The following is a 19,399-nucleotide window of genomic DNA, read 5'->3' as shown; positions in this document are numbered from 1 at the left end:
GCAGCCGCGCACGGCCCCGCGACCGTCAGGTGCGCGGCCGCAGATCCACGATCCGCCGGATCTTGCCCACCGACCGTTCCAGCGACTCCGGTTCGACGATCTCGACGCCGACCGAGACACCGATGCCGTCCTTGACGGCCGCCGCGATGGACCGGGCGGCGGTGTCCCGCAGTTCGGGACCGGCGTCCGGGCGGGCCTCGGCCCGTACCGTGAGCGCGTCCAGGCGCCCCTCCCGGGTGAGCCGCAACTGGAAGTGCGGTGCCACCCCGGGTGTGCGCAGCACGATCTCCTCGATCTGGGTGGGGAAGAGGTTCACCCCGCGCAGGATCACCATGTCGTCACTGCGCCCGGTGATCTTCTCCATCCGCCGGAACACCCGTGCCGTCCCAGGCAGCAGCCGCGTCAGGTCACGCGTCCGGTAGCGGACGACCGGCATCGCCTCCTTGGTCAGCGAGGTGAACACCAGCTCGCCCTCCTCGCCGCCGGGCAGCACCTCACCGGTGATCGGATCGACGACCTCCGGGTAGAAGTGGTCCTCCCAGATGTGCAGCCCGTCCTTGGTCTCGACGCACTCCTGCGCGACGCCCGGGCCGATCACCTCCGACAGGCCGTATATGTCCACGGCGTCGACCGCGAACCGCTCCTCGATCTCCCGCCGCATCTGCTCCGTCCACGGCTCGGCACCGAAGATACCGACGCGCAGTGAGGTGGACCGCGGATCGACGCCCTGCCGTTCGAACTCGTCGAGGAGCGTGAGCATGTACGACGGCGTCACCATGATGATCCGTGGTGCGAGGTCCTGGATCAGCTGCACCTGACGGGCCGTCATGCCGCCGGACGCGGGGATGACCGTACAGCCGAGCCGCTCGGCGCCGTAGTGCGCGCCGAGACCGCCGGTGAACAGCCCGTACCCGTACGCCACATGGACCGTGTCGCCGGGCCGGCCGCCCGCCGCGCGGATCGAGCGGGCAACCACGTCGGCCCACAGGGAGAGGTCGTTGTCGGTGTAGCCGACGACCGTGGGCCGTCCGGTGGTGCCGCTGGAGGCGTGGATGCGGCGGATGCGGTCCTGGGGCACGGCGAACATCCCGTACGGGTAGTTCTCGCGCAGGTCCGCCTTCGTGGTGAAGGGAAACCGGGCCAGGTCGGCCAGGGACCGGCAGTCGTCCGGGTGGACGCCCGCCTTCTCGAAGGACTCCCGGTAGAAGGGCACGTGGTCGTAGGCGTGCCGCAGCGAGGCCCGCAGCCGCTCCAGCTGCAGCGCCCGCAGTGCACCGGCGTCCAGCCGTTCCCCCGCGTCCAGCAGCTCCGTCGCATCCGCCATGGGGACTTCTCCCTAACAAACCGCGTCAACCCGGACTACCGATCATTCGGTCGATGTGCTGGGGATCAGTAATCCAGGACACCGCGGCGCAGGCAAGAGTTCTGCCCGCACTTTCTCGCCGCTGTCGACGAGAACTCCGTTGCGGCCCATCCCGCCGCCCGCGAAGATCAGCGCATGCCGACCTTCACCGCCCCCGACGGGACCGAACTCGCCTACCACCTGCGCGGTGCTGGCACCCCGCTCGTCGTCCTTCCCGGCGGCCCGATGCAGGCCTCGTCCTACCTGGGCGACCTGGGCGGCCTCTGCGAGCACCGACGGCTCGTCCTGCTCGACCTGCGCGGCACCGGCGACTCCGCCACGCCGGCGGATCCGGCCTCGTACCGCTGCGACCGGCTCGTGGACGACGTGGAGGCGCTGCGCGCCCACCTGGGGCTCGACCGCGTGGATCTGCTCGCCCATTCGGCGGGCGGCAGCCTGGCCCTGCTGTACGCGGCCCGGTACCCCGAGCGGCTGGCGAGCCTCGTGCTGGTCACGGCCATCCCGTGGGCGCTGGGCCGGCCCGCGACCTCCGGGCAACGGCTGGCGGCGGCACGGCTGAGAAGCGGCGAACCCTGGTTCGCGGAGGCGTTCCCGGTCTTCGAACGGTGGCTGGCCGACGGGTCGGACTACGACCCGTCGATCGCGCCCTTCTTCTACGGCCGCTGGGACGAGGCGGCCCGCCGGCACGAGGCGCGCGGCGACGAGGAGTTCAACGACGCCGCCGCCGAGGTGTACGGCTCCGACGGCGCCTACGACCCGCCCGCGACCCGTGCCGCGCTCGCCCGCGTCACCGCCCCCGTGTTCGTCCTCGCCGGCGCGCTCGACGGCGGACCGTGCCCCGAGCTGGCTCGCGTCGCCGCCGAGCCGTTCCCGAACGCCGAGTTCGCCGTCCAGCCCGGCGCCGGGCACTATCCGTGGCTGGACGACCCCGAGTGGTTCGCCGGGCGCGTCGCCGCGTTCCTGGACGGGTGGGGGACGCCTCTGCCGTCAGCAGAGTAGGCACCGCGTCCCGGGCCGGCAGGGTTGACTCGGTCCTCATGGACACCGCACCGCTGCACACCGTCAAGGCCGACGGCATCACCCTCGCGTACCGCGCCTGGGGCCCCGAGACCGCACCCCCGGTCCTCCTGCTGCACTGCCGTGGCGCCGACGGCGCGGACTGGACGCACGTCGCCGAGCGGCTGGCGTCCGGCGCCCACCCGCGCCGGGTGTACGCCCCGGATCTGCGGGGCCACGGGCGCAGCGACTGGCCGGGCACGTACACCTACGAGGCGATGCGCGACGACGTCCGCGCCTTCCTCGCCGTCCTCGGCATCGGCCGCACCGACGTCGTGGGTCATTCCCTGGGCGGTGCCGTGGCCTACCTCCTCGCCCAGCAGGTCCCGCAGACCGTACGCCGACTGGTCCTGGAGGACGTCCCCGCCCCGATCCCCCTCGACCCGCCCCGGCCGCCCGCCGACCGCCCCGACGGGGACCTCCCGTTCGACTGGGCGATGATCCGGGCGACCGACGACCAGCGCAACGCGCCGAGCCCCGGGTGGTGGCACCACATGTCCCGCATCACCGCCCGGACCCTGCTGATCGCCGGCGGCCCCACCAGCCCCATCCCGCAGGACCAGGTGTCGACGCTCGCCGCCCTGATCCCCGACGCCCGGCTGGTGACCGTCGACGCCGGGCATCTGGTGCACGAGACGCGGCCAGAGGAGTTCCTGGCGGTGGTGGAGGAGTTCCTCGCGGACGGAAGTGCCGCCCGCGAGGAGGACGTCACTTCCCGAACGCCTGCATGAAGCGGTTACGGAACTGGTCCATCGCCCACTCCGGTGCGTTGTCCGCGGGCTTGATGCCCTCCGTCCAGCCCCAGTTGGAGACGCGGTCCAGCACCTTCGGGTCGCGGGCGACGATCGTGACGGGGACGTCATGGTTGGCGCTGCCCCCGGTGACCGTCGGGACGGGCTGGTGGTCGCCGAGGAACACCAGCACGGTCTTGTCGTCGCCGTAGCGCTGCATCCACTCGGTCAGGCTGTCCAGGGAGTACTGGATCGCCTTGCGGTACTCGGTCCGCACGCGCTTGGCGCTCTTCCAGACCTCGGTGGGGTTCGTGCCCTCCTTCTTGATCTGGTAGAAGATCTTGCCGTCCCCGAGGTCCTTCCAGTCGATCATGTGGGCGATGGGGGACCAGGGGTTGTGGCTGGAGGCCAGGATGATCTCGGCCATGATCGGGTCACGGTTCTTCTTCCCGTGCTCCAGCTTCTGGAAGGCCTCCAGGCTGAACTGGTCCGGCACCGGCGTCCAGCTGAAGTACGGCCCCTGGTAGCCGAGGTGCGTGGAGTCGTAGATGTGGTCGAGGCCGAAGTACTTGCCCTCGGGCCAGGACTTGCGCACGCCGGGGACGATGCCGACGGTCCGCCACGCGCCGGTCTTCTGGAAGTAGCGGGTGAGCGTCGAGCGGTCGCTGGTGGTCAGGGTCCGGTACCGCTGCTGGTTCTTGATCCACAGCCCGGACAGGAACGTCGAGTGCGCGAGCCAGCTGCCGGCGCCCGTCACGGGCGACCTGAGCCAGCCGCTGCGGGCCGCGAAGCCGGCCGCCTTGAGCCGTGCGTCGCCCGCCTTGAGCGTCGCGTCGACCTCCGGCCCCATCGTCGGATCGTCGATCGCCACCCGGCCGTAGCTCTCGATGAAGGTGAACATGACGTCCTTGCCGCGCAGTCCGTTCAGCAGCTGGTCGGGCGGGGTCTTGGCGTACTTGTCGACGTGGATCTGCTTGTCGAAGACCTTGGCGTCGCCGAGGCCGGCGCGGACGTACTGCACACGGTTGGCGAGGAACTGGCTGTAGCCCTTCGTGGCGATCGGGACACCGCCGAGCTGCACGCTGAGCATGAAGCAGGTGACCCACACGGTGCCCACGACCAGCGTGGTGCGTATCGCCGCCGGGCGGTGCCGGCCCATCACGTTCGCCAGCCGCAGCACGGCGAGCGCGCTCACGGCCAGGACGAGGAGGAGCAGGACGATCGCCCCGATCACCGCGAGCACCTCGCCCGAGCGCCCGAACGAGTCCTTCACCCAGTCCGCGCCGTCGGTCAGCAGCGTCCAGTCGAAGACCAGGTCGAACGGCCGGGCCAGGGTCTGGTAAAAGCCCATGTCGAGGAACTTCAGGACGGTGGACAGTCCCAGGAGCGCCCCGGCGACGACGGCCACGATCCGGCGTGGCTTCGAGGGCAGCGCGAGCAGCACGATCGCGAGGAAGATCGGCTCGACGGGAACGCGCAGGAACGACGGGAGGTCGATCCACTCGAGGCGGTCCGGCATGAGGATCGCCCCGAGCAGGAACACCCCCGCCAGCACGGTCACCCCGACCCCCACGGCTCGCGCGGCGCGGGGGAAGCGACGCCGCCAGCCGAACCAGCCGGCCCGACCGGTGGAGGCGGCGGCGTCGGTCGGCGTGACGGCCTCGGGTTCGTCCTTTTCAGCCGTGGCGGGCTGGCCGGTCGCTTCAGCGGCGGGTTCGTCGGTCGTGACCAGGATGCGTCCGGCGGTCGACCCGGCGGCGGGCCCGTCGTCCGTCTCCGCGTCGGGCTCGTCGGCTCTGACGACGTCGTCGGGTCCACCGCCGACCGAGGACGCGCGAGGGACGCCGGCCTCGCCGGTCGCCTTCTCGTCCGCCGGGGGTGGTGGTGTGTCCGATACGGTGACCGGCTCGGTTGCGGTGTCCGTCGGGGCGGTCGAGGCCTCCTCGGCCGGGTCCGTCGCCGCGGGATCGGCAGTCGGCAGCTGGCGAGGGGGCGTGAGGTGCGACACCCGTGGGTCCTTCCGTGCGAAGCGCGGTGCTGGTACGGCGGACCCGACGTGCAGATCAGGGCCACCAACCTCGCGTACGGCCCCGCGTAACCCCGCGTTCAAAACCCCCGGGTCAACCCCGCGCAAAGAGTACGCCCGCCCATCACGGCCGCTCGCCCCGCCCCGGCCGCTACGCGCCCGCCGCCGCCACTTCCCTGGCCCAGCGGTAGTCGGCCTTTCCGCTCGGTGAGCGCCGTATCGTCTCCGTGATCACCAGCTGTCGGGGGATCTTGTACCCGGCGAGACGGGTGCGGCAGTGGGACTGGATGTCCTCCAGGGACGGCCGTGGCGCGCCGTCGCGCAACTGCACCACCGCGGCCACGTGGTTGCCCCACGTCGGGTCCGGCACCCCGGCCACCAGGGCGTCGTACACGTCGGGATGTGACTTCAGCGCCTGCTCGACCTCCTCCGGGTACACCTTCTCGCCCCCGGTGTTGATGCACTGCGAGCCCCGGCCGAGGACCGTGACCACGCCCGTCTCGTCCACCGTGGCCATGTCGCCGAGCAGCACCCACCGCTCGCCGTCCTTCTCGAAGAAGGTCTCGGCGGTTTTCTTCGGATCGTTGTAGTAGCCGAGCGGGACGTGACCGCACTGCGCCACCCGGCCCACCTCGCCCACGGCGACCGGCTCGTGCGTCGCCGGATCGACGACCTGGGTCCGGGAGTTGACCCGGATGCGGAAGCTCTGGCCGGCCCCGGAGTCGGCCGTCGCCGTGCCGTTGAAGCCGGACTCGGAGGAGCCGTAGTTGTTGAGCAGCATCGCGTTCGGCAACAGCTCCTGGAACTCCCGGCGCACGGTCTCCGACATGATCGCACCGGACGAGGACACACTGAACACCGACGAGCAGTCCGTGCCCTTCATCGGCCCCCGCAGCGCGTCGATCAGCGGCCGCAGCATCGCGTCCCCGACCAGGGACATGCTCGTGACCTTCTCCCGCTCGACGGTCCGCAGCACCTCCTCGGGCACGAACTTGCGGTGGATCACGACCCGTTGGCCGAAGTTGAAGCCGATGAAGGAGGTGAGGGTGGAGGTGCCGTGCATCAGTGGGGGAGTGGGGAAGAACGTGATCCCGCTGCCGCCCGCCGCCACCCGCTCGGCCAGTTCCTCCGGTTTCCGGACCGGCTCGCCGGTCGGCGCGCCGCCGCCGAGCCCGGAGAAGAACAGGTCCTCCTGGCGCCACATCACCCCCTTGGGCATGCCCGTGGTGCCGCCCGTGTAGATGATGAACTGGTCGTCCCCCGACCGTGCCGGGAACCCGCGCTCGGGCGAACCCGCAGCCTCCGCCTCGCCGAAGGCCACCGCCGAGGGCGCCTCGGCCGCCTCACCCACCCGGATCAGGTGCCGCAGCCCGGGGCACTGCGGAAGCGCGGCCGCCACCCGGTCGCCGAACTCGGCGTCGAAGACGAGGGCCACGAGGTCGGCGTCCCGGTAGAGGTACACCAGCTCCTCTTCGACGTAACGGTAGTTGACGTTGACCGGAACAACCCGCGCCTTCAGGCAGCCGAGCACGGTCTGCAGGTACTCGACCCCGTTGTAGAGGTGCAGGCCGAGATGCTCGCCGGGCCGGATCCCCGCGTCGATCAGATGGTGCCCGATACGGTTCGCCGCCGCGTCGAGTTCCGCGTACGTCAGCCGGCGCTCGGCGCCCGTGCCGGGGTGGTCGACGTACACCAGGGCCTCGCGGTCCGGCACCGCGTCGACGACCGACTCGAACAGGTCCGCAAGGTTGTACTCCACCGCTCCTCCTGGCCGTCTTGATCGCTCGTTCGGGCGTACCCGGCAGCTGTCGGTTCGCCGGTCATCAGAGCAAAGGGCGCGGCAACTGGGAAGGGTTCGCGCGAAGAAATCTGACTGACTGTCAGAAAACTCTTGAAGTGCCTCCCCGGCTACTGCAACCTGTTCTCGTTCCAGCAGAAGGGGAGATGGCCATGGGTGGGACGGAACACCTCACCGTGCAGCGCGAAGGCGCCACACTGGTGCTCACGCTCAACAGGCCCGAAGCCAAGAACGCGCTCTCGCTGCCGATGCTCGTCGGCCTGTACGACGGCTGGGTCGAGGCCGACGAGGACGACAGGGTCCGCTCGGTCGTGCTCACCGGCGCGGGCGGTTCGTTCTGCGCCGGCATGGACCTCAAGGCGCTCGCGGGCAGGGGCACGGACGGCGAGCACTACCGGGACCGCCTCAAGGCCGACCCGGACCTGCACTGGAAGGCGCTGCTGCGCCACCACCGCCCGCGCAAGCCGGTGATCGCCGCCGTCGAGGGCCACTGCGTGGCGGGCGGCACCGAGATCCTCCAGGGCACCGACATCCGGGTGGCGGGCGAGTCGGCGACGTTCGGGCTGTACGAGGTCAGGCGCGGGCTGTTCCCGATCGGCGGCTCCACGGTGCGGCTGCAGCGCCAGATCCCGCGGACGCACGCGCTGGAGATGCTGCTCACGGGGCGCCCCTACACCGCCCGGGAGGCCGCCGGCATCGGCCTGATCGGGCATGTCGTGCCGGACGGCGATGCCCTCGACAAGGCCCTGGAGATCGCCGAACTGATCAACTCCTGCGGGCCGTTGGCGGTGGAGGCCATCAAGGCGTCCGTGTACGAGACCGCCGAGATGACGGAGACGGACGGTCTGTCCTCCGAGCTCAAACGGGGATGGCCGATCTTCGACACGGCCGACGCGAAGGAAGGGGCCCGTGCCTTCGCGGAGAAGCGGGCGCCTGTCTACAAGCGGGCGTAACGCTGAGCCCCTTTCGGGGCGGTCCTCATCGTCGCTTTTTCAAGGAGGTAGCCCCGGTGCCCGAAGTCCTCAAAGCTCCCCTCGCCGTCGAATTCCCCTTCACCCGGTCCCTCGGGCCCGTCCAGAGCGCCTTCCTCACCGGCCTGCGCGAGCGGGTCGTCCTCGGTGTGAAGACGGTCGACGGCCGCACCCTCGTCCCGCCCGTCGAGTACGACCCCGCCACCGCCGAGGAGATCCGGGAACTCGTCGAGGTGGCACCGACCGGAACGGTCACCACCTGGGCCTGGAACCACGAACCCCGTCGCGGCCAGCCCCTGGACACCCCCTTCGCCTGGGTACTGGTCCGCCTCGACGGCGCCGACACCGCCCTGCTGCACGCCCTCGACGCGCCCGGCCCAGGCGCCGTCCGCACCGGCATGCGCGTCCGCGTCCGCTGGGCCGAGGACCGCGTCGGCGCCATCACCGACATCGCCTGTTTCGAGCCGTACGACGGCGAACCGGCCCGACCGGCCGGGCACGACGGCGAGTTCGCGGACGCGATCACCGGCATCGTCGCCCCGGCCCGCCTCGACTACACCTACTCGCCCGGCCGCGCCCAGTCCGACTACATCCACGCCCTCTCCGAACGGCGCATCGTCGGCGAACGCTGCCCCTCCTGCCGGAAGGTGTACGTCCCGCCGAGGGGCGCGTGCCCGACCTGCGGTGTCGCCACCGCGGAACACGTCGAAGTGGGCCCCCGCGGCACGGTCACCACCTTCTGCATCGTCAACATCAAGGCGAAGAACCTCGACATCGAGGTGCCGTACGTCTACGCCCACATCGCCCTCGACGGCGCCGACCTCGCGCTGCACGGCCGGATCGGCGGCATCCCCTACGACCAGGTGCGCATGGGCCTGCGGGTGGAGGCGGTGTGGACGCCGGGCGGCCGCTATCCCGACCACTACCGGCCCACCGGCGAGCCCGACGCGGACTACGACACCTACAAGGAGCTGCTGTGACGCGGGACATCGCGGTCGTCGCCTTCGCCCAGACCGACCACCGGCGCACCACCGACGAGTACTCCGAGGTGGAGATGCTGATGCCGGTGCTGCACGACGTCCTGGACCGGACCGGCCTCAAGACCGCCGACATCGGCTTCACCTGCTCCGGCTCCAGCGACTACCTGGCAGGCCGGGCCTTCTCCTTCACCCTCGCCCTGGACGGGGTGGGCGCCTGGCCGCCGATCTCCGAGTCGCACGTCGAGATGGACGGCGCGTGGGCCCTGTACGAGGCCTGGACCAAACTGCTCACCGGGGACGCCGACACGGCCCTCGTGTACTCCTACGGCAAGTCCTCGCCGGGCTCCGTGCGCGACGTCCTGACCCGGCAACTGGACCCGTACTACGTGGCGCCGCTGTGGCCGGACTCCGTCGCCCTGGCCGCCCTCCAGGCGCAGGCCCTGATCGACGCCGGTGACACCGACGAGCCGGCGCTTGCCGCCGTCGCCGCCCGCAGCCGCCAGGACGCCACCGCTAACTCCCACGCCCAACTGCGCGGCCCGGTGCCGCAGGGCGACTACCTGGTACGACCGCTGCGCATCGGCGACTGTCCGCCCATCGGCGACGGGGCCGCCGCCGTGATCCTCGCGGCGGGTGAACGCGCCAGGGACCTGTGCGAGCGGCCGGCGTGGATCCGGGGCATCGACCACCGCATCGAGGCGCACAGCCTGGGGGTGCGCGACCTGACCGACTCGCCCTCGACCCGCCTGGCCGCGGAGCGGGCCGGCGCCTTCGAGCGGCCCGTCGACACCGCCGAGCTGCACGCGCCGTACACCTCCCAGGAGGTCGTGCTGCGCAAGGCGCTGCGGCTCGAGGACAGCGTGCGGGTCAACCCGTCCGGGGGCGCCCTCGCCGCCAACCCGATCATGGCCGCCGGGCTCCTCCGTATCGGTGAGGCCGCCGCCGGCATCCACCGGGGCGAGTCCGACCGGGCCCTCGCCCATGCCACCTCCGGGCCCTGTCTGCAACAGAACCTGGTCGCCGTACTCGAAGGGGATCCGCGATGAGCAAGGAGCCCGTGGCCGTCGTAGGGATCGGCCAGACCAAGCACGTGGCGGCACGCCGGGACGTGTCGATCGCCGGACTGGTCCGCGAGGCCGCCGGGCGCGCGCTCGACGACGCCGAGCTGACCTGGGCGGACGTCGACGCCGTCGTGATCGGCAAGGCGCCCGACTTCTTCGAGGGCGTCATGATGCCCGAGCTGTACCTGGCCGACGCGCTGGGCGCGGTCGGCAAGCCGATGCTGCGGGTGCACACGGCGGGCAGTGTCGGCGGGTCGACGGCCCTGGTCGCGGCCAACCTCGTCGCCGCCCGCGTCCACCCCACCGTGCTGACCGTGGCCTTCGAGAAGCAGTCCGAGTCCAACGCCATGTGGGGCCTGTCCCTGCCGATCCCCTTCCAGCAGCCGCTGCTCGCCGGCGCGGGCGGGTTCTTCGCCCCGCACGTGCGCGCGTACATGCGACGCACCGGCGCGCCCGACACGGTCGGTTCCCTGGTGGCGTACAAGGACCGGCGCAACGCGCTGAAGAACCCGTACGCGCACCTCCACGAGCACGACATCACCCTGGAGAAGGTCCAGGCCTCGCCGATGCTGTGGGACCCGATCCGGTACTCGGAGACCTGTCCGTCCTCCGACGGCGCCTGCGCGATGGTGCTGACGGACCGGGCGGGCGCCGCCCGGGCCCCCCGGCCGCCCGCCTGGATGCTCGGCGGCGCCATGCGCAGCGAGCCGACGCTCTTCGCCGGCAAGGACTTCGTCTCCCCGCAGGCGGGCAAGGACTGCGCGGCCGACGTCTACCGGCAGGCGGGCATCGCCGATCCGCGCCGGGACATCGACGCCGTCGAGATGTACGTGCCGTTCTCCTGGTACGAGCCCATGTGGCTGGAGAACCTGGGCTTCGCCGAGGAGGGCGAGGGGTGGAAGCTCACCGAGTCCGGGGTGACCGAACTGGACGGCGATCTTCCCGTCAACATGTCGGGCGGTGTCCTGTCGACCAATCCGATCGGCGCCTCCGGGATGATCCGGTTCGCCGAGGCGGCGCTGCAGGCGCGGGGCCAGGCCGGAGAACACCAGGTGGACGGGGCCCGGCGGGTGCTCGGGCACGCCTACGGAGGCGGATCGCAGTTCTTCTCGATGTGGCTGGTGGGCTCAGAACCGCCGCAGTCCTGAAAGGTTCCCGAAAGGTCCACCTCACGTGGCCTGTTGGCGGTCGTGACCGATCGCTAGGCTGACCGCGGACGACGCAATCGGGAGGAGCACGGACGTGGCCGAGAGCACCATCCAGCAGCACCCGCTCGCGGGCTGGGACAAACCGGAGCTGGACCTCAGCAACGCCGAGTGGCACTCGAGCAGCCGTGGCCTGGGGGATGTCCAGATCGCCTTTGTCGAGGGATTCATCGCGATGCGCAACAGCGGCCGCCCGCAGAGCCCTTCCTTGATCTTCACGCCGGCCGAGTGGGGGGCATTCGTGTCGGGCGCGAGGGAGGGCGAATTCGACCTCACCTGAACCGCGGGGGCCGCCCCGTGTGAACCGTCGGAGGTGTGTTCCGCCGGTTTTTCCGGACACGTGACCGTGCGCGGACCCCCGGGGCCGAGGCCTGGGTCAGGCTGACCTCCGGGGGCGGTCGTACTCCGGAGGTGAGGAACCCATGAGCACCCTGCCGGTCATCGCGGCGGTCGACGGTTCGGACGACAGCCTGCGCGCCCTGGACTGGGCCCTCGACAGCGCCCGCAGCCGCGGGGCCCCGGTGCGGGTGGTCCACGTGCGGCAGTACGCCGCCTGGGCGCAGCCCGACGTCCTGGTCGCCGGGCCGCCGCCGGACCCGCGGAGCGATCCGGTGCTCGACCAGGTGCGTGCCCGCCTCGAGGGCGTGGCCGACCTGCCGGACGTCGAGTACGTCGGACTGGAGGGCGCGCCGGCCGCCCTGCTGCCCGAACTGGGCTCCACCGCCCAGCTGTTGGTGCTCGGCTCCCGGGGCCGGGGCGGCTTCGCCAGCCTGCTGCTGGGCTCCAACGGCATGGCCGCCGCACGCGACGCCGAGTGCCCCGTGGTCGTCATTCCCCGGCCCGGGCGTGAGGTCCAGGGCGACGCGCCGCCCGAGCCCGGCCCCCGCGTGGTCGTCGGTCTCCAGGTCGACGGCCCCGACGAGGCCACCCTGGACTTCGCCTTCACCGAGGCCGCGCTGCGCGGAGCCCGCCTGCAGGTGATCGCCGCCTACGCCTGGCCGGTGCAGGGCTGGGGCGCCCCCGCCGAACTCATGCCGCTGATGATCGACCAGGACGCCGTGGCGCACGAGACGTCGACCCTCGCGGAGGGCTTCCTCGCCCCGCACCGCGCGAACCACCCCGACGTCCGCGCCGACGCGCACGCACTGCCGGGCGACGCGGCAGGCCTCCTGGTCGAGGCTTCCCGGGACGCCGACCTGGTCGTGGTCGGCCGCCACCGACGACGCCTGCTGGCCCCGGCCCGCCTGCTGGGCTCGGTCACCCACGCGGTGCTCCTGCACGCGGCGAGCCCGGTCGCGGTGGTGCCGCCGGCACCGGGGGAGGGCTGAGGGCCTGCTGGTCCGCACTCGGGTGCTCAGACGGGATACGCGTGTGTCTGTGTCGCCTTCACCGTGGCCCAGACCTCCGCGCCCTGGTGCAGGCCGAGCTCCGCGGCGGCGACCGTCGTGAGGTCGGCGGCGAGGGGGAGCTCGCCGGTGAGGTCGGCGCGGATCTGGTCGCCGTGGGTCTCCAGCCCGGCGACCTCGCAGCGCCAGAGGTTGCGGGCGCTGGAACCTATGGGGCGCTCGCCGTAGAGCGTCACCGCGCTCGGCGGGAACGCCACGAAGACCGGGCCGGTGAGCACCTCCGTCGTGGTGATGGCGGGACCGCTGTCGAGCCGGACGGTGTGGCCCTCTGCCGTACCCCGGTAGAGGTTGAGGCCGACCAGCCGCGCGATGTAGTCCGTACGGGGGTGCCGCGCGATCTCCGACGGGATGCCCGCCTGGACGACCGTGCCGTGCTCGACGACGACCAGCCGGTCGGCCAGCACCATCGCGTCGAGCGGGTCGTGCGTGACCAGGACGGCCACCGCCTCGAACTCGGCGAGGTGCCGGCGGAGCTGGGCCCGTACGTCGAGGCGGGTGCGGGCGTCCAGGGCGGCGAGGGGTTCGTCGAGCAGCAGCAGGCGCGGGTTGGTGGCCAGCGCGCGGGCCAGCGCGACGCGCTGCGCCTGGCCACCGGACAGCCGGCGCGGCTTGACGCCGCTGTGCTCCGCGAGACCCATCCGCTCGAGCCATCCGGCGGCCCGCGCCCGTGCCTGGGCCCGGGTCGCGCCCTGGCAGCGCGGGCCGAAGGCCACGTTGTCCAGCGCGGTGAGGTGGGGAAACAGCAGGTAGTCCTGGAAGACGACGCCGACCGGCCGGGACTCCGGCGGGGTACGGTCCAACTCCTCGCCGTCCAGGCGCAGATGGCCCCCCGCCAGCGGCGTGAGTCCGGCGAGCGCGCGCAGGGCGGTGGTCTTCCCCGCCCCGTTCGGACCGAGCAGGGCGACCACCTCGCCGGGCGCCACGGTGAGCGCCACGTCCAGCCGGAAGGCGCCACGGTCGACCACCAGACGGGCGTCCAGCCCGTCCAGGGCGGTGTCGGCGGGGACGTCGTACATCTCGGTCATCCGGCGGTCATCCAGCGGTCGCGCAGGCCGGCCAGCACCGCGATGGACACCGCCAGCAGCACCAGGCTGAGGGTGACGGCCACCTCGGGATCGTTCTGGAGGGCCAGATAGACGGCCAGCGGCATGGTCTGGGTGCGGCCGGGGAAGTTGCCCGCGAACGTGATGGTCGCGCCGAACTCGCCGAGCGCGCGGGCCCAGGCGAGGACCGCGCCGGCCGCGACCCCCGGCGCGATCAGCGGCAGCGTGACCCGGCGGAACGCGGTGAAGCGGGAGGCACCCAGGGTGGTGGCGGCCTCCTCGTACCGCGGATCGGCCGCCCTCAGCGTGCCCTCCACGCTGATGACGAGGAACGGCATCGCGACGAACGTCTCGGCCACCACCACACCCGCCGTCGTGAACGGCAGCGTGAGGCCGAACCAGGAGTCCAGCCACCGCCCCACGACACCGTTGCGCCCCAGCGCCATCAGCAGCGCCACACCGCCGACCACCGGCGGCAGCACCAGCGGCAGAGTGACGAGGGCCCGGACCAGGCCTCGGCCGGGGAAGTCGACGCGGGCCAGCAGCCAGGCCAGCGGGACACCGAGCACCAGACTCACCGCGGTGGCGGCCGTGGCGCACAGCAGGGACAGCTTGAGCGCCTGCCACACCGCGGGGCTGCTCAACCGGCCGGGGAGGTCGTGCCAGTCGGTCCGCACGACCAGGGCGATCAAGGGCACGAGCAGGAACGCCAGCCCGATCAGCGCGGGCACGAGAAGGGGGAGCGGCGCACCCCGGCTCCCCTTGGCCACGCGCCGCCGCCGCGGCCCGGCCACCAGGGTGACGGGCGCGGCGCCGGACGTGTCTGTCCTGGTCACGGCTTGAGGAACCCTGCCCCGGTCAGCACCTGCTGCCCTTCGGCGGACTGCACGAGCGCGATGAAGGCCTTGGCCGCTTCGGCGTTCGGGGCGTTCTTGACCAGGCTGATCGGATAGGCGTTGATGGCGCTCGCGGACTCCGGGAAGTCCACGCCCTGCACCTTGCCGCCGGCCGCCTTGACGTCCGTCCGGTAGACGACGGCCGCGTCGGCCTCCTTGAGGACGACCTTGTTGAGCGCGGACTTCACGTCCTGCTCGTAGGAGGCCGGGGAGAGCTTGAGCCTGGCCGCCGTCAGGGCCTTCTGGGCGGCGGCGCCGCAGGGGACGGTCCTGTCGCAGAGCACGACCTTCAGCGAGGACTTGGTGAGGTCCTTGAGGGAGGCGATCTTGTCCGGGTTGCCCGGCAGGGTGGCGATCTCCAACTGGTTGCGGACGAAGGTGGCGGGCGTGCCGACGCCGTCCCCCTTGTCCGTCACGATCTTCATCGTCTTCGGGCTGGCCGCGGCGAACACGTCGGCCGGGGCGCCGCCGGTGATCTGCGCCGCGAGCGAGTCACTGCCGCCGAAGCTGAAGGTGACCTTCGTGCCGGGGTGCTGCTTCTCGAACTCCTTGCCCAGGGTCGTGAAGCTCTCCTGGAGCGAGGCGGCCGCGAAGACGGTCACCGTGCCGGACAGCTTCGTCGAGGCGGCGGAGGCGGACGCCGAGGAGCCCGACTTCGCCGACGAGGAGTTCGCGTCGGACGACGAGCAGGCACTCAGGGCCAGCAGCGCGGCGGTGCTCACGCCGGCCACCTGCAGGGTCCGGCGGCTCCGGCGCGCGGTACGGGTCATCACGGGTGCACTCCCTCTTGTCCTCACCGACGCGACATCACTCTGGTCGCGTACTCAAAGGATATTGCCGCAGATGCCAGGGGAAAATCTCCTGTCACATCGCATGAGCCGCATCTGTGATCTGTGAGGTTCGCATGTGCGTTTGTACGGCCGCCCCACCTCACCGGCGCCGGCTATCCGGCACATCAGCGGCATCACCGCGATCAGGGGGGACGGCGGCTACCCCTCCCGGGCGTGACACCCACGGCGACCTGCCGGATCTCCGTTGCCGCGAGCGACACCCGGTGGTTACGTTCGGCCCATGGCGGATGACGAAACCGAACGCGCGGCCAGGCTGCTGGACGCCCAGGCCAAGGCCGAGCGGCTCTTCGCGGAGATCGAGGAGCGCGGGCTGGTGGCGCCCGGCAAGGGGGAGCGCGAGGTCAGCGACCGCGTCCGGGACCTGGCGAACGAACTGTTCGGCACGACCCGGCACTGGCACAAGCGCGTCGTCCGCTCCGGACCGAACACCCTGAAGCCCTACCGCGAGAACCCGCCCGACCGGGTCATCGGCGCCGACGACATCGTCTTCGCCGACTTCGGGCCGATCTTCGAGGAGTACGAGGCCGACTTCGGCCGTACCTTCGTCCTCGGCGACGACCCCGCCAAGCACCGGCTGCGCGACGACCTCCCGAGGATCTTCGCGGCCGGTCGGCGCTTCTTCGAGGCCGACGGCGACATCACCGGCGCGCGCCTGTACGCCGAGATCGAGCGGCTCGCCAGGGAGGCGGGGTGGGAGCTGGGCGGCTGGCACGCCGGGCACCTCGTCGGCGAGTTCCCGCACGAGGCGATCGACGGGGCGCACACGGAGTCGTACATCACCCCCGCCAACGACACCCCGCTGCGGCGCACCGACAAGGCCGGGCACCGCTGCCACTGGATCCTCGAGATTCATCTCATCGACCGGGAACGGGAGTTCGGCGGGTTCCACGAGGAACTGCTCACCCTCTGAGCCCGCGCAAGGGGCCCGCCCGGCAGGCCGGTCGGAAGTCGTCACCAGTAACGGTCAGAGCGAGGCACGGCCCGCCCGCTCGGCGTACTCTGAGCAGCCTGTAGGCCACGCTGCGCATCCGCTCCCCGCGCGGATGCACCACCGTGGCGGGGGGTGGACCATGGTGCAGCGCATCGCACGGAGCAAGCGCGCCCTCTTCGAGCGCGAGAGCGAACTCGCCGCGGTCGAAGAGGCGTTGGACGAGCTCACCGGGCTGCGCACGGACGGGGCGGAACCGTCCGACCGCCCCGGCGGTGCCCTGCTCGCCGTGGCCGGACGCGCCGGCATCGGCAAGACCACCCTCCTCGCCGAGATCCGCCGGCGCGCCACCGCGCGCGGCTGCACCGTGCTGTCCGCACGCGGCGGCGACCAGGAACAGCGCGTCGCCTTCCACGTCGCCCGCCAACTGCTCCAGCCCCAGTTCGCCGGCTCCGCGGAGACCGATCTGCGCGCCTCGCTGGGCAGTTGGTACGACATCGTGGGCCCCGCACTCGGCCTGTCCGCGCCGACGGCGGCCGCCCCGCCCGACCAACAGGGCCTGCGCGACGGCCTCGACTGGGTCCTCACCCATCTCGCCGTGCTGCGTGCCCCGATGGTGCTCGTCCTGGACGACGCCCACTGGGGCGACCCCGAGTCCCTGCGCTGGCTGGCCGGGTTCGCCCCGCGCGCCGAACAGCTCCCGCTGCTGGTCGTCGTGGCCTACCGGCCGGACGAACTCCCCGACCATGCGGAGTCGTTGCGGGGCCTGCCCGGACGCGCCGGCGGACGCCCCCTCGACCTGGAACCGCTCAGCGCTCCCGCGGTCGCCCACCTGGTGCGGGACACGCTCGGCTCGCACGCCGACGACGCGTTCTGCCGCGAGTGCTGGGCCGTCACCGCCGGAAACCCCTTCGAGACGGTCGAGCTGATCGCCAAGGTGCGCGACCGGGGCCTGACCCCGACCGAGAACAGCGCCCACCTCCTGCGTGACCTGGCCGCCGCCGTCAAGGGCAGCGGCCTGGTGGCCCGCCTGGAACGCCTCGGCTCCTCCACCGTCCGCTTCGCCTGGGCCTGCGCCGTCCTCGGCACCGAGATCCACCCCCTGCTCGCCTCCGCCGTCGCCGGCCTCGGTCACGAGGAGGCCGCCGACGCCGCGGACGCCCTGCGCGGCGCCCGCATCCTCACCGGCGCCGAGCCCCTCGAGTTCGTCCACCCGCTGATCGCCACCGCCGTCTACCGCGCGATCCCGCCCGGCGTCCGCGTCGCCCTGCACGGCCAGGCCGCCTGGTGCGTGATCAACGCGGGCCAGGGCCCCGCTGCCGCCGCCCGCCACCTCCTGGAGACCCACCCCGACGGCGACACCTGGGTCGTCCAGCAACTGCGGGCCGCCGCCGAGCAGACCCTGCGCGCCGGCGCCCCCGACGCCGCCTGCCGCTACCTCGCCCGCGCCCTGCGCGAACCCCCACCCGCCGATGAGCGTGCCGCCGTCCTGTACGAACTGGGCTCCGCCTCCCTGCTCACCGAACCCGCCACCACCGTCAACCACCTGCGCGCAGCCCTCGAGGAGCCCATCGCCGACGCCGGTCTGCGCCATCGCATCGTCTACCGGCTCTCGCAGGTCCTCGCCCACAGCGACCACCTCGCCGAGGCCTCCGACACCCTGGCCCGCGAGATCCGGGTGACCGAGGACGCCCGGGTCAAGCTGCGGATGGTGTCCGAGCAGTTCATGTGGGACGCCTTCCGCGCCGACGAACCCGACCACCCCTCCCGCTCCCGCCGCCTGACCAAACTCGCCGACCGCCTCAAGGGCCGCGACCTCACCGAGCGGTACATCATCGGCCTGCGCGTCTGGGACGCCACCCTGCGCGGCGAGCCCGCCCCCGTCGCCCTCCACCACGCCGAACGCGCCCTCGAAGGCGGCCTCGGCTGGGCGGAGCCCGACCGGGGCTTCGAGGTGCCCGTCCTGGTCGCCCTCGCCTTCATGTACGCCGACCGGCCGGGCCGTACGGAGGAACTCTTCGCGGCCGGCATCGCCGACTTCGAACGCCAGGGCTGGCGCGGCGCCCACCTCTCCTTCGCCTACACCCTCCTCGCCTACGTCCGCTACCGGCGCGGCCGGCTCGCGGAGGCCGAGGACTTCGTCCGCGCCGGACTCCGCCTCGCGGAACGCGTCGGTCCCGGCACTCCCGCCCACTGGTACGCCCTCGGCATCCTCATCGAGGTCCTCGTCGCCCGCGGCCGGATCACGGAGGCGGCGCAGGTCGGCGAGGACTACTCGTTCCGCGCCCCCTTCCCGGCCGCCGTCGTCTTCCCCGACGCACAGACGGTCCACGGCGAACTCCTGCTCGCCCGCGGCCTGACCAAGGAGGCGGCCGAGGAACTGGCCGCGGCGGGCCGCCGGCTGGATCCGCGCGGCATCCGCAACCCCGCCTGGTGCCCCTGGCAGCTCCACCTCGCCCGCGCCGAGGCCCACGAAACCCCGGAACGCGCCGTCGCCACCGCCCTCGAAGCACTCACCCGAGCACGCCAGTACGGCGCCCCGTCCGCCGTGGGCCAGGCCCTGCGCACGGCGGCGGAGGTCTCCTCGGGATCGGCCCGCGTCAAGTACCTGGAGGAGTCCGTCACCCACCTGGAGCGCTCCCCGGCCGCCTACGAGCTCGCCTGCTCCCTCGTCGCCCTCGGCACCGAACTCCGCCGCACCGGCCGCCCCCGCGAGGCCGCCGAACACCTCTACCGCGGCCTCGACGCGGCGGTCCAGTGCGGCGCCGACGGCCTGGTCGAGTCGGCCCGCGCGGAACTCACCGCCGCCGGACTGCGCCCCCGCCGCCTGCACAGCACCGAGACGGACACGCTGACGTCCCGCGAACGCGCCGCCGCACAGCTGGCGGCCGAGGGCCGCACGGAGGTGGAGATCGCGAGGGAGATGCAGATCGACGCGTCCGTCGCGGTCCGCCTGCTGTCGGCGGCCTGCCGCAAGATGGGCACGGAGATCACCGGACTGCCGGCCGCGCTGAAACCGACCTGAGAGGGGTGTGCCCGCCCTCTCACCCGAACCGCGACACAGCCCGGCGTCCCATTACCATG

At 72.3% G+C, this 19,399-nt stretch carries 16 protein-coding genes; 10 read left to right on the top strand and 6 right to left on the bottom strand.

The genetic code is table 11. From position 1 onward, the window contains the following. Positions 1-25 precede the first annotated feature (25 nt). Positions 26-1,324 carry a phenylacetate--CoA ligase PaaK gene (gene paaK / locus ACIRVK_RS17715; protein ID WP_404247906.1) on the bottom strand — a complete coding sequence of 433 codons (1,299 nt, stop codon included), beginning with the start codon at positions 1,322-1,324 and terminating at the stop codon, positions 26-28. 174 nt (positions 1,325-1,498) lie between these two features. On the opposite strand from paaK, the gene ACIRVK_RS17710 reads away from it, so the two are divergent. Together ACIRVK_RS17710 and ACIRVK_RS17705 are read left to right on the top strand one after the other, a co-directional pair. Continuing rightward, positions 1,499-2,362: an alpha/beta fold hydrolase gene (locus ACIRVK_RS17710; protein ID WP_404247904.1), complete on the top strand. Its 864-nt coding sequence runs from the start codon at positions 1,499-1,501 to the stop codon at positions 2,360-2,362. A gap of 38 nt (positions 2,363-2,400) precedes the next feature. Next, positions 2,401-3,150 (top strand): alpha/beta fold hydrolase, encoded by a 750-nt coding sequence (locus tag ACIRVK_RS17705; RefSeq protein WP_404247902.1) that lies wholly within the window; start codon positions 2,401-2,403, stop codon positions 3,148-3,150. On the opposite strand, the gene ACIRVK_RS17700 is transcribed toward ACIRVK_RS17705, so the two are convergent. Together ACIRVK_RS17700 and ACIRVK_RS17695 are read right to left on the bottom strand one after the other, a co-directional pair. Then, complete coding sequence (locus ACIRVK_RS17700; protein ID WP_404247900.1) at positions 3,128-5,158, bottom strand: sulfatase; 2,031 nt, start codon at positions 5,156-5,158, stop codon at positions 3,128-3,130. The genes ACIRVK_RS17705 and ACIRVK_RS17700 overlap by 23 nt on opposite strands. A 169-nt stretch (positions 5,159-5,327) precedes the next feature. Next, positions 5,328-6,935: an acyl-CoA synthetase gene (locus ACIRVK_RS17695; RefSeq protein WP_404247898.1), complete on the bottom strand. Its 1,608-nt coding sequence runs from the start codon at positions 6,933-6,935 to the stop codon at positions 5,328-5,330. Between the two features lie 191 nt (positions 6,936-7,126). Between ACIRVK_RS17695 and ACIRVK_RS17690 the strand changes: the two genes are divergently transcribed. The 6 genes from ACIRVK_RS17690 to ACIRVK_RS17665 all read left to right on the top strand — a co-directional run bounded on the left by ACIRVK_RS17690 (position 7,127) and on the right by ACIRVK_RS17665 (position 12,519). Further along, positions 7,127-7,927, top strand: a complete 801-nt coding sequence (locus tag ACIRVK_RS17690; protein WP_404247896.1) for a crotonase/enoyl-CoA hydratase family protein — start codon at positions 7,127-7,129, stop codon at positions 7,925-7,927. A 56-nt stretch (positions 7,928-7,983) separates the two neighbouring features. Beyond that, positions 7,984-8,925, top strand: coding sequence for a Zn-ribbon domain-containing OB-fold protein (locus ACIRVK_RS17685; protein ID WP_404247894.1), 942 nt, complete (start codon positions 7,984-7,986; stop codon positions 8,923-8,925). Beyond that, positions 8,922-9,971, top strand: a complete 1,050-nt coding sequence (locus tag ACIRVK_RS17680) for a thiolase domain-containing protein (RefSeq protein ID WP_404247892.1) — start codon at positions 8,922-8,924, stop codon at positions 9,969-9,971. Before ACIRVK_RS17685 ends, ACIRVK_RS17680 begins: the two co-directional genes overlap by 4 nt. Next, positions 9,968-11,134, top strand: a complete 1,167-nt coding sequence (locus ACIRVK_RS17675) for a thiolase domain-containing protein (RefSeq protein WP_404247890.1) — start codon at positions 9,968-9,970, stop codon at positions 11,132-11,134. The genes ACIRVK_RS17680 and ACIRVK_RS17675 overlap by 4 nt, the downstream gene beginning before the upstream one ends. Positions 11,135-11,228: 94 nt before the next feature. Beyond that, positions 11,229-11,471 (top strand): DUF397 domain-containing protein, encoded by a 243-nt coding sequence (locus ACIRVK_RS17670; protein WP_404247888.1) that lies wholly within the window; start codon positions 11,229-11,231, stop codon positions 11,469-11,471. A gap of 142 nt (positions 11,472-11,613) precedes the next feature. Beyond that, positions 11,614-12,519 carry a universal stress protein gene (locus tag ACIRVK_RS17665; protein WP_404247886.1) on the top strand — a complete coding sequence of 302 codons (906 nt, stop codon included), beginning with the start codon at positions 11,614-11,616 and terminating at the stop codon, positions 12,517-12,519. A 26-nt stretch (positions 12,520-12,545) separates the two neighbouring features. Here the strand turns inward: ACIRVK_RS17665 and ACIRVK_RS17660 are convergent, their stop codons facing one another. Genes ACIRVK_RS17660 through modA form a run of 3 tightly spaced genes read right to left on the bottom strand, consistent with a single transcriptional unit; the run spans position 12,546 to position 15,306 of the window. Further along, positions 12,546-13,622 carry an ABC transporter ATP-binding protein gene (locus tag ACIRVK_RS17660; protein ID WP_404247884.1) on the bottom strand — a complete coding sequence of 359 codons (1,077 nt, stop codon included), beginning with the start codon at positions 13,620-13,622 and terminating at the stop codon, positions 12,546-12,548. After that, a complete protein-coding gene (gene modB / locus ACIRVK_RS17655) occupies positions 13,619-14,476 on the bottom strand; it encodes a molybdate ABC transporter permease subunit (RefSeq protein ID WP_404247883.1) in 858 nt (285 codons plus the stop codon). The genes ACIRVK_RS17660 and modB overlap by 4 nt, the downstream gene beginning before the upstream one ends. Beyond that, positions 14,473-15,306, bottom strand: coding sequence for a molybdate ABC transporter substrate-binding protein (modA, locus tag ACIRVK_RS17650; RefSeq protein WP_404247881.1), 834 nt, complete (start codon positions 15,304-15,306; stop codon positions 14,473-14,475). The genes modB and modA overlap by 4 nt, the downstream gene beginning before the upstream one ends. 301 nt (positions 15,307-15,607) lie before the next feature. Between modA and ACIRVK_RS17645 the strand changes: the two genes are divergently transcribed. Together ACIRVK_RS17645 and ACIRVK_RS17640 are read left to right on the top strand one after the other, a co-directional pair. Beyond that, on the top strand, positions 15,608-16,297 hold the full coding sequence (locus tag ACIRVK_RS17645) for a M24 family metallopeptidase (protein WP_404247879.1): 690 nt from the start codon (positions 15,608-15,610) through the stop codon (positions 16,295-16,297). A gap of 160 nt (positions 16,298-16,457) precedes the next feature. Then, on the top strand, positions 16,458-19,340 hold the full coding sequence (locus tag ACIRVK_RS17640; RefSeq protein WP_404247877.1) for an ATP-binding protein: 2,883 nt from the start codon (positions 16,458-16,460) through the stop codon (positions 19,338-19,340). The last annotated feature ends 59 nt before the right edge of the window (positions 19,341-19,399 follow it).

The organism is Streptomyces sp. NPDC101152, assembly GCF_044768275.1.
Lineage (GTDB): Bacteria > Actinomycetota > Actinomycetes > Streptomycetales > Streptomycetaceae > Streptomyces.
The sequence above is the reverse complement of the archived record's forward strand: the minus strand, read 5'-3'. Positions and strand labels throughout refer to the sequence as shown.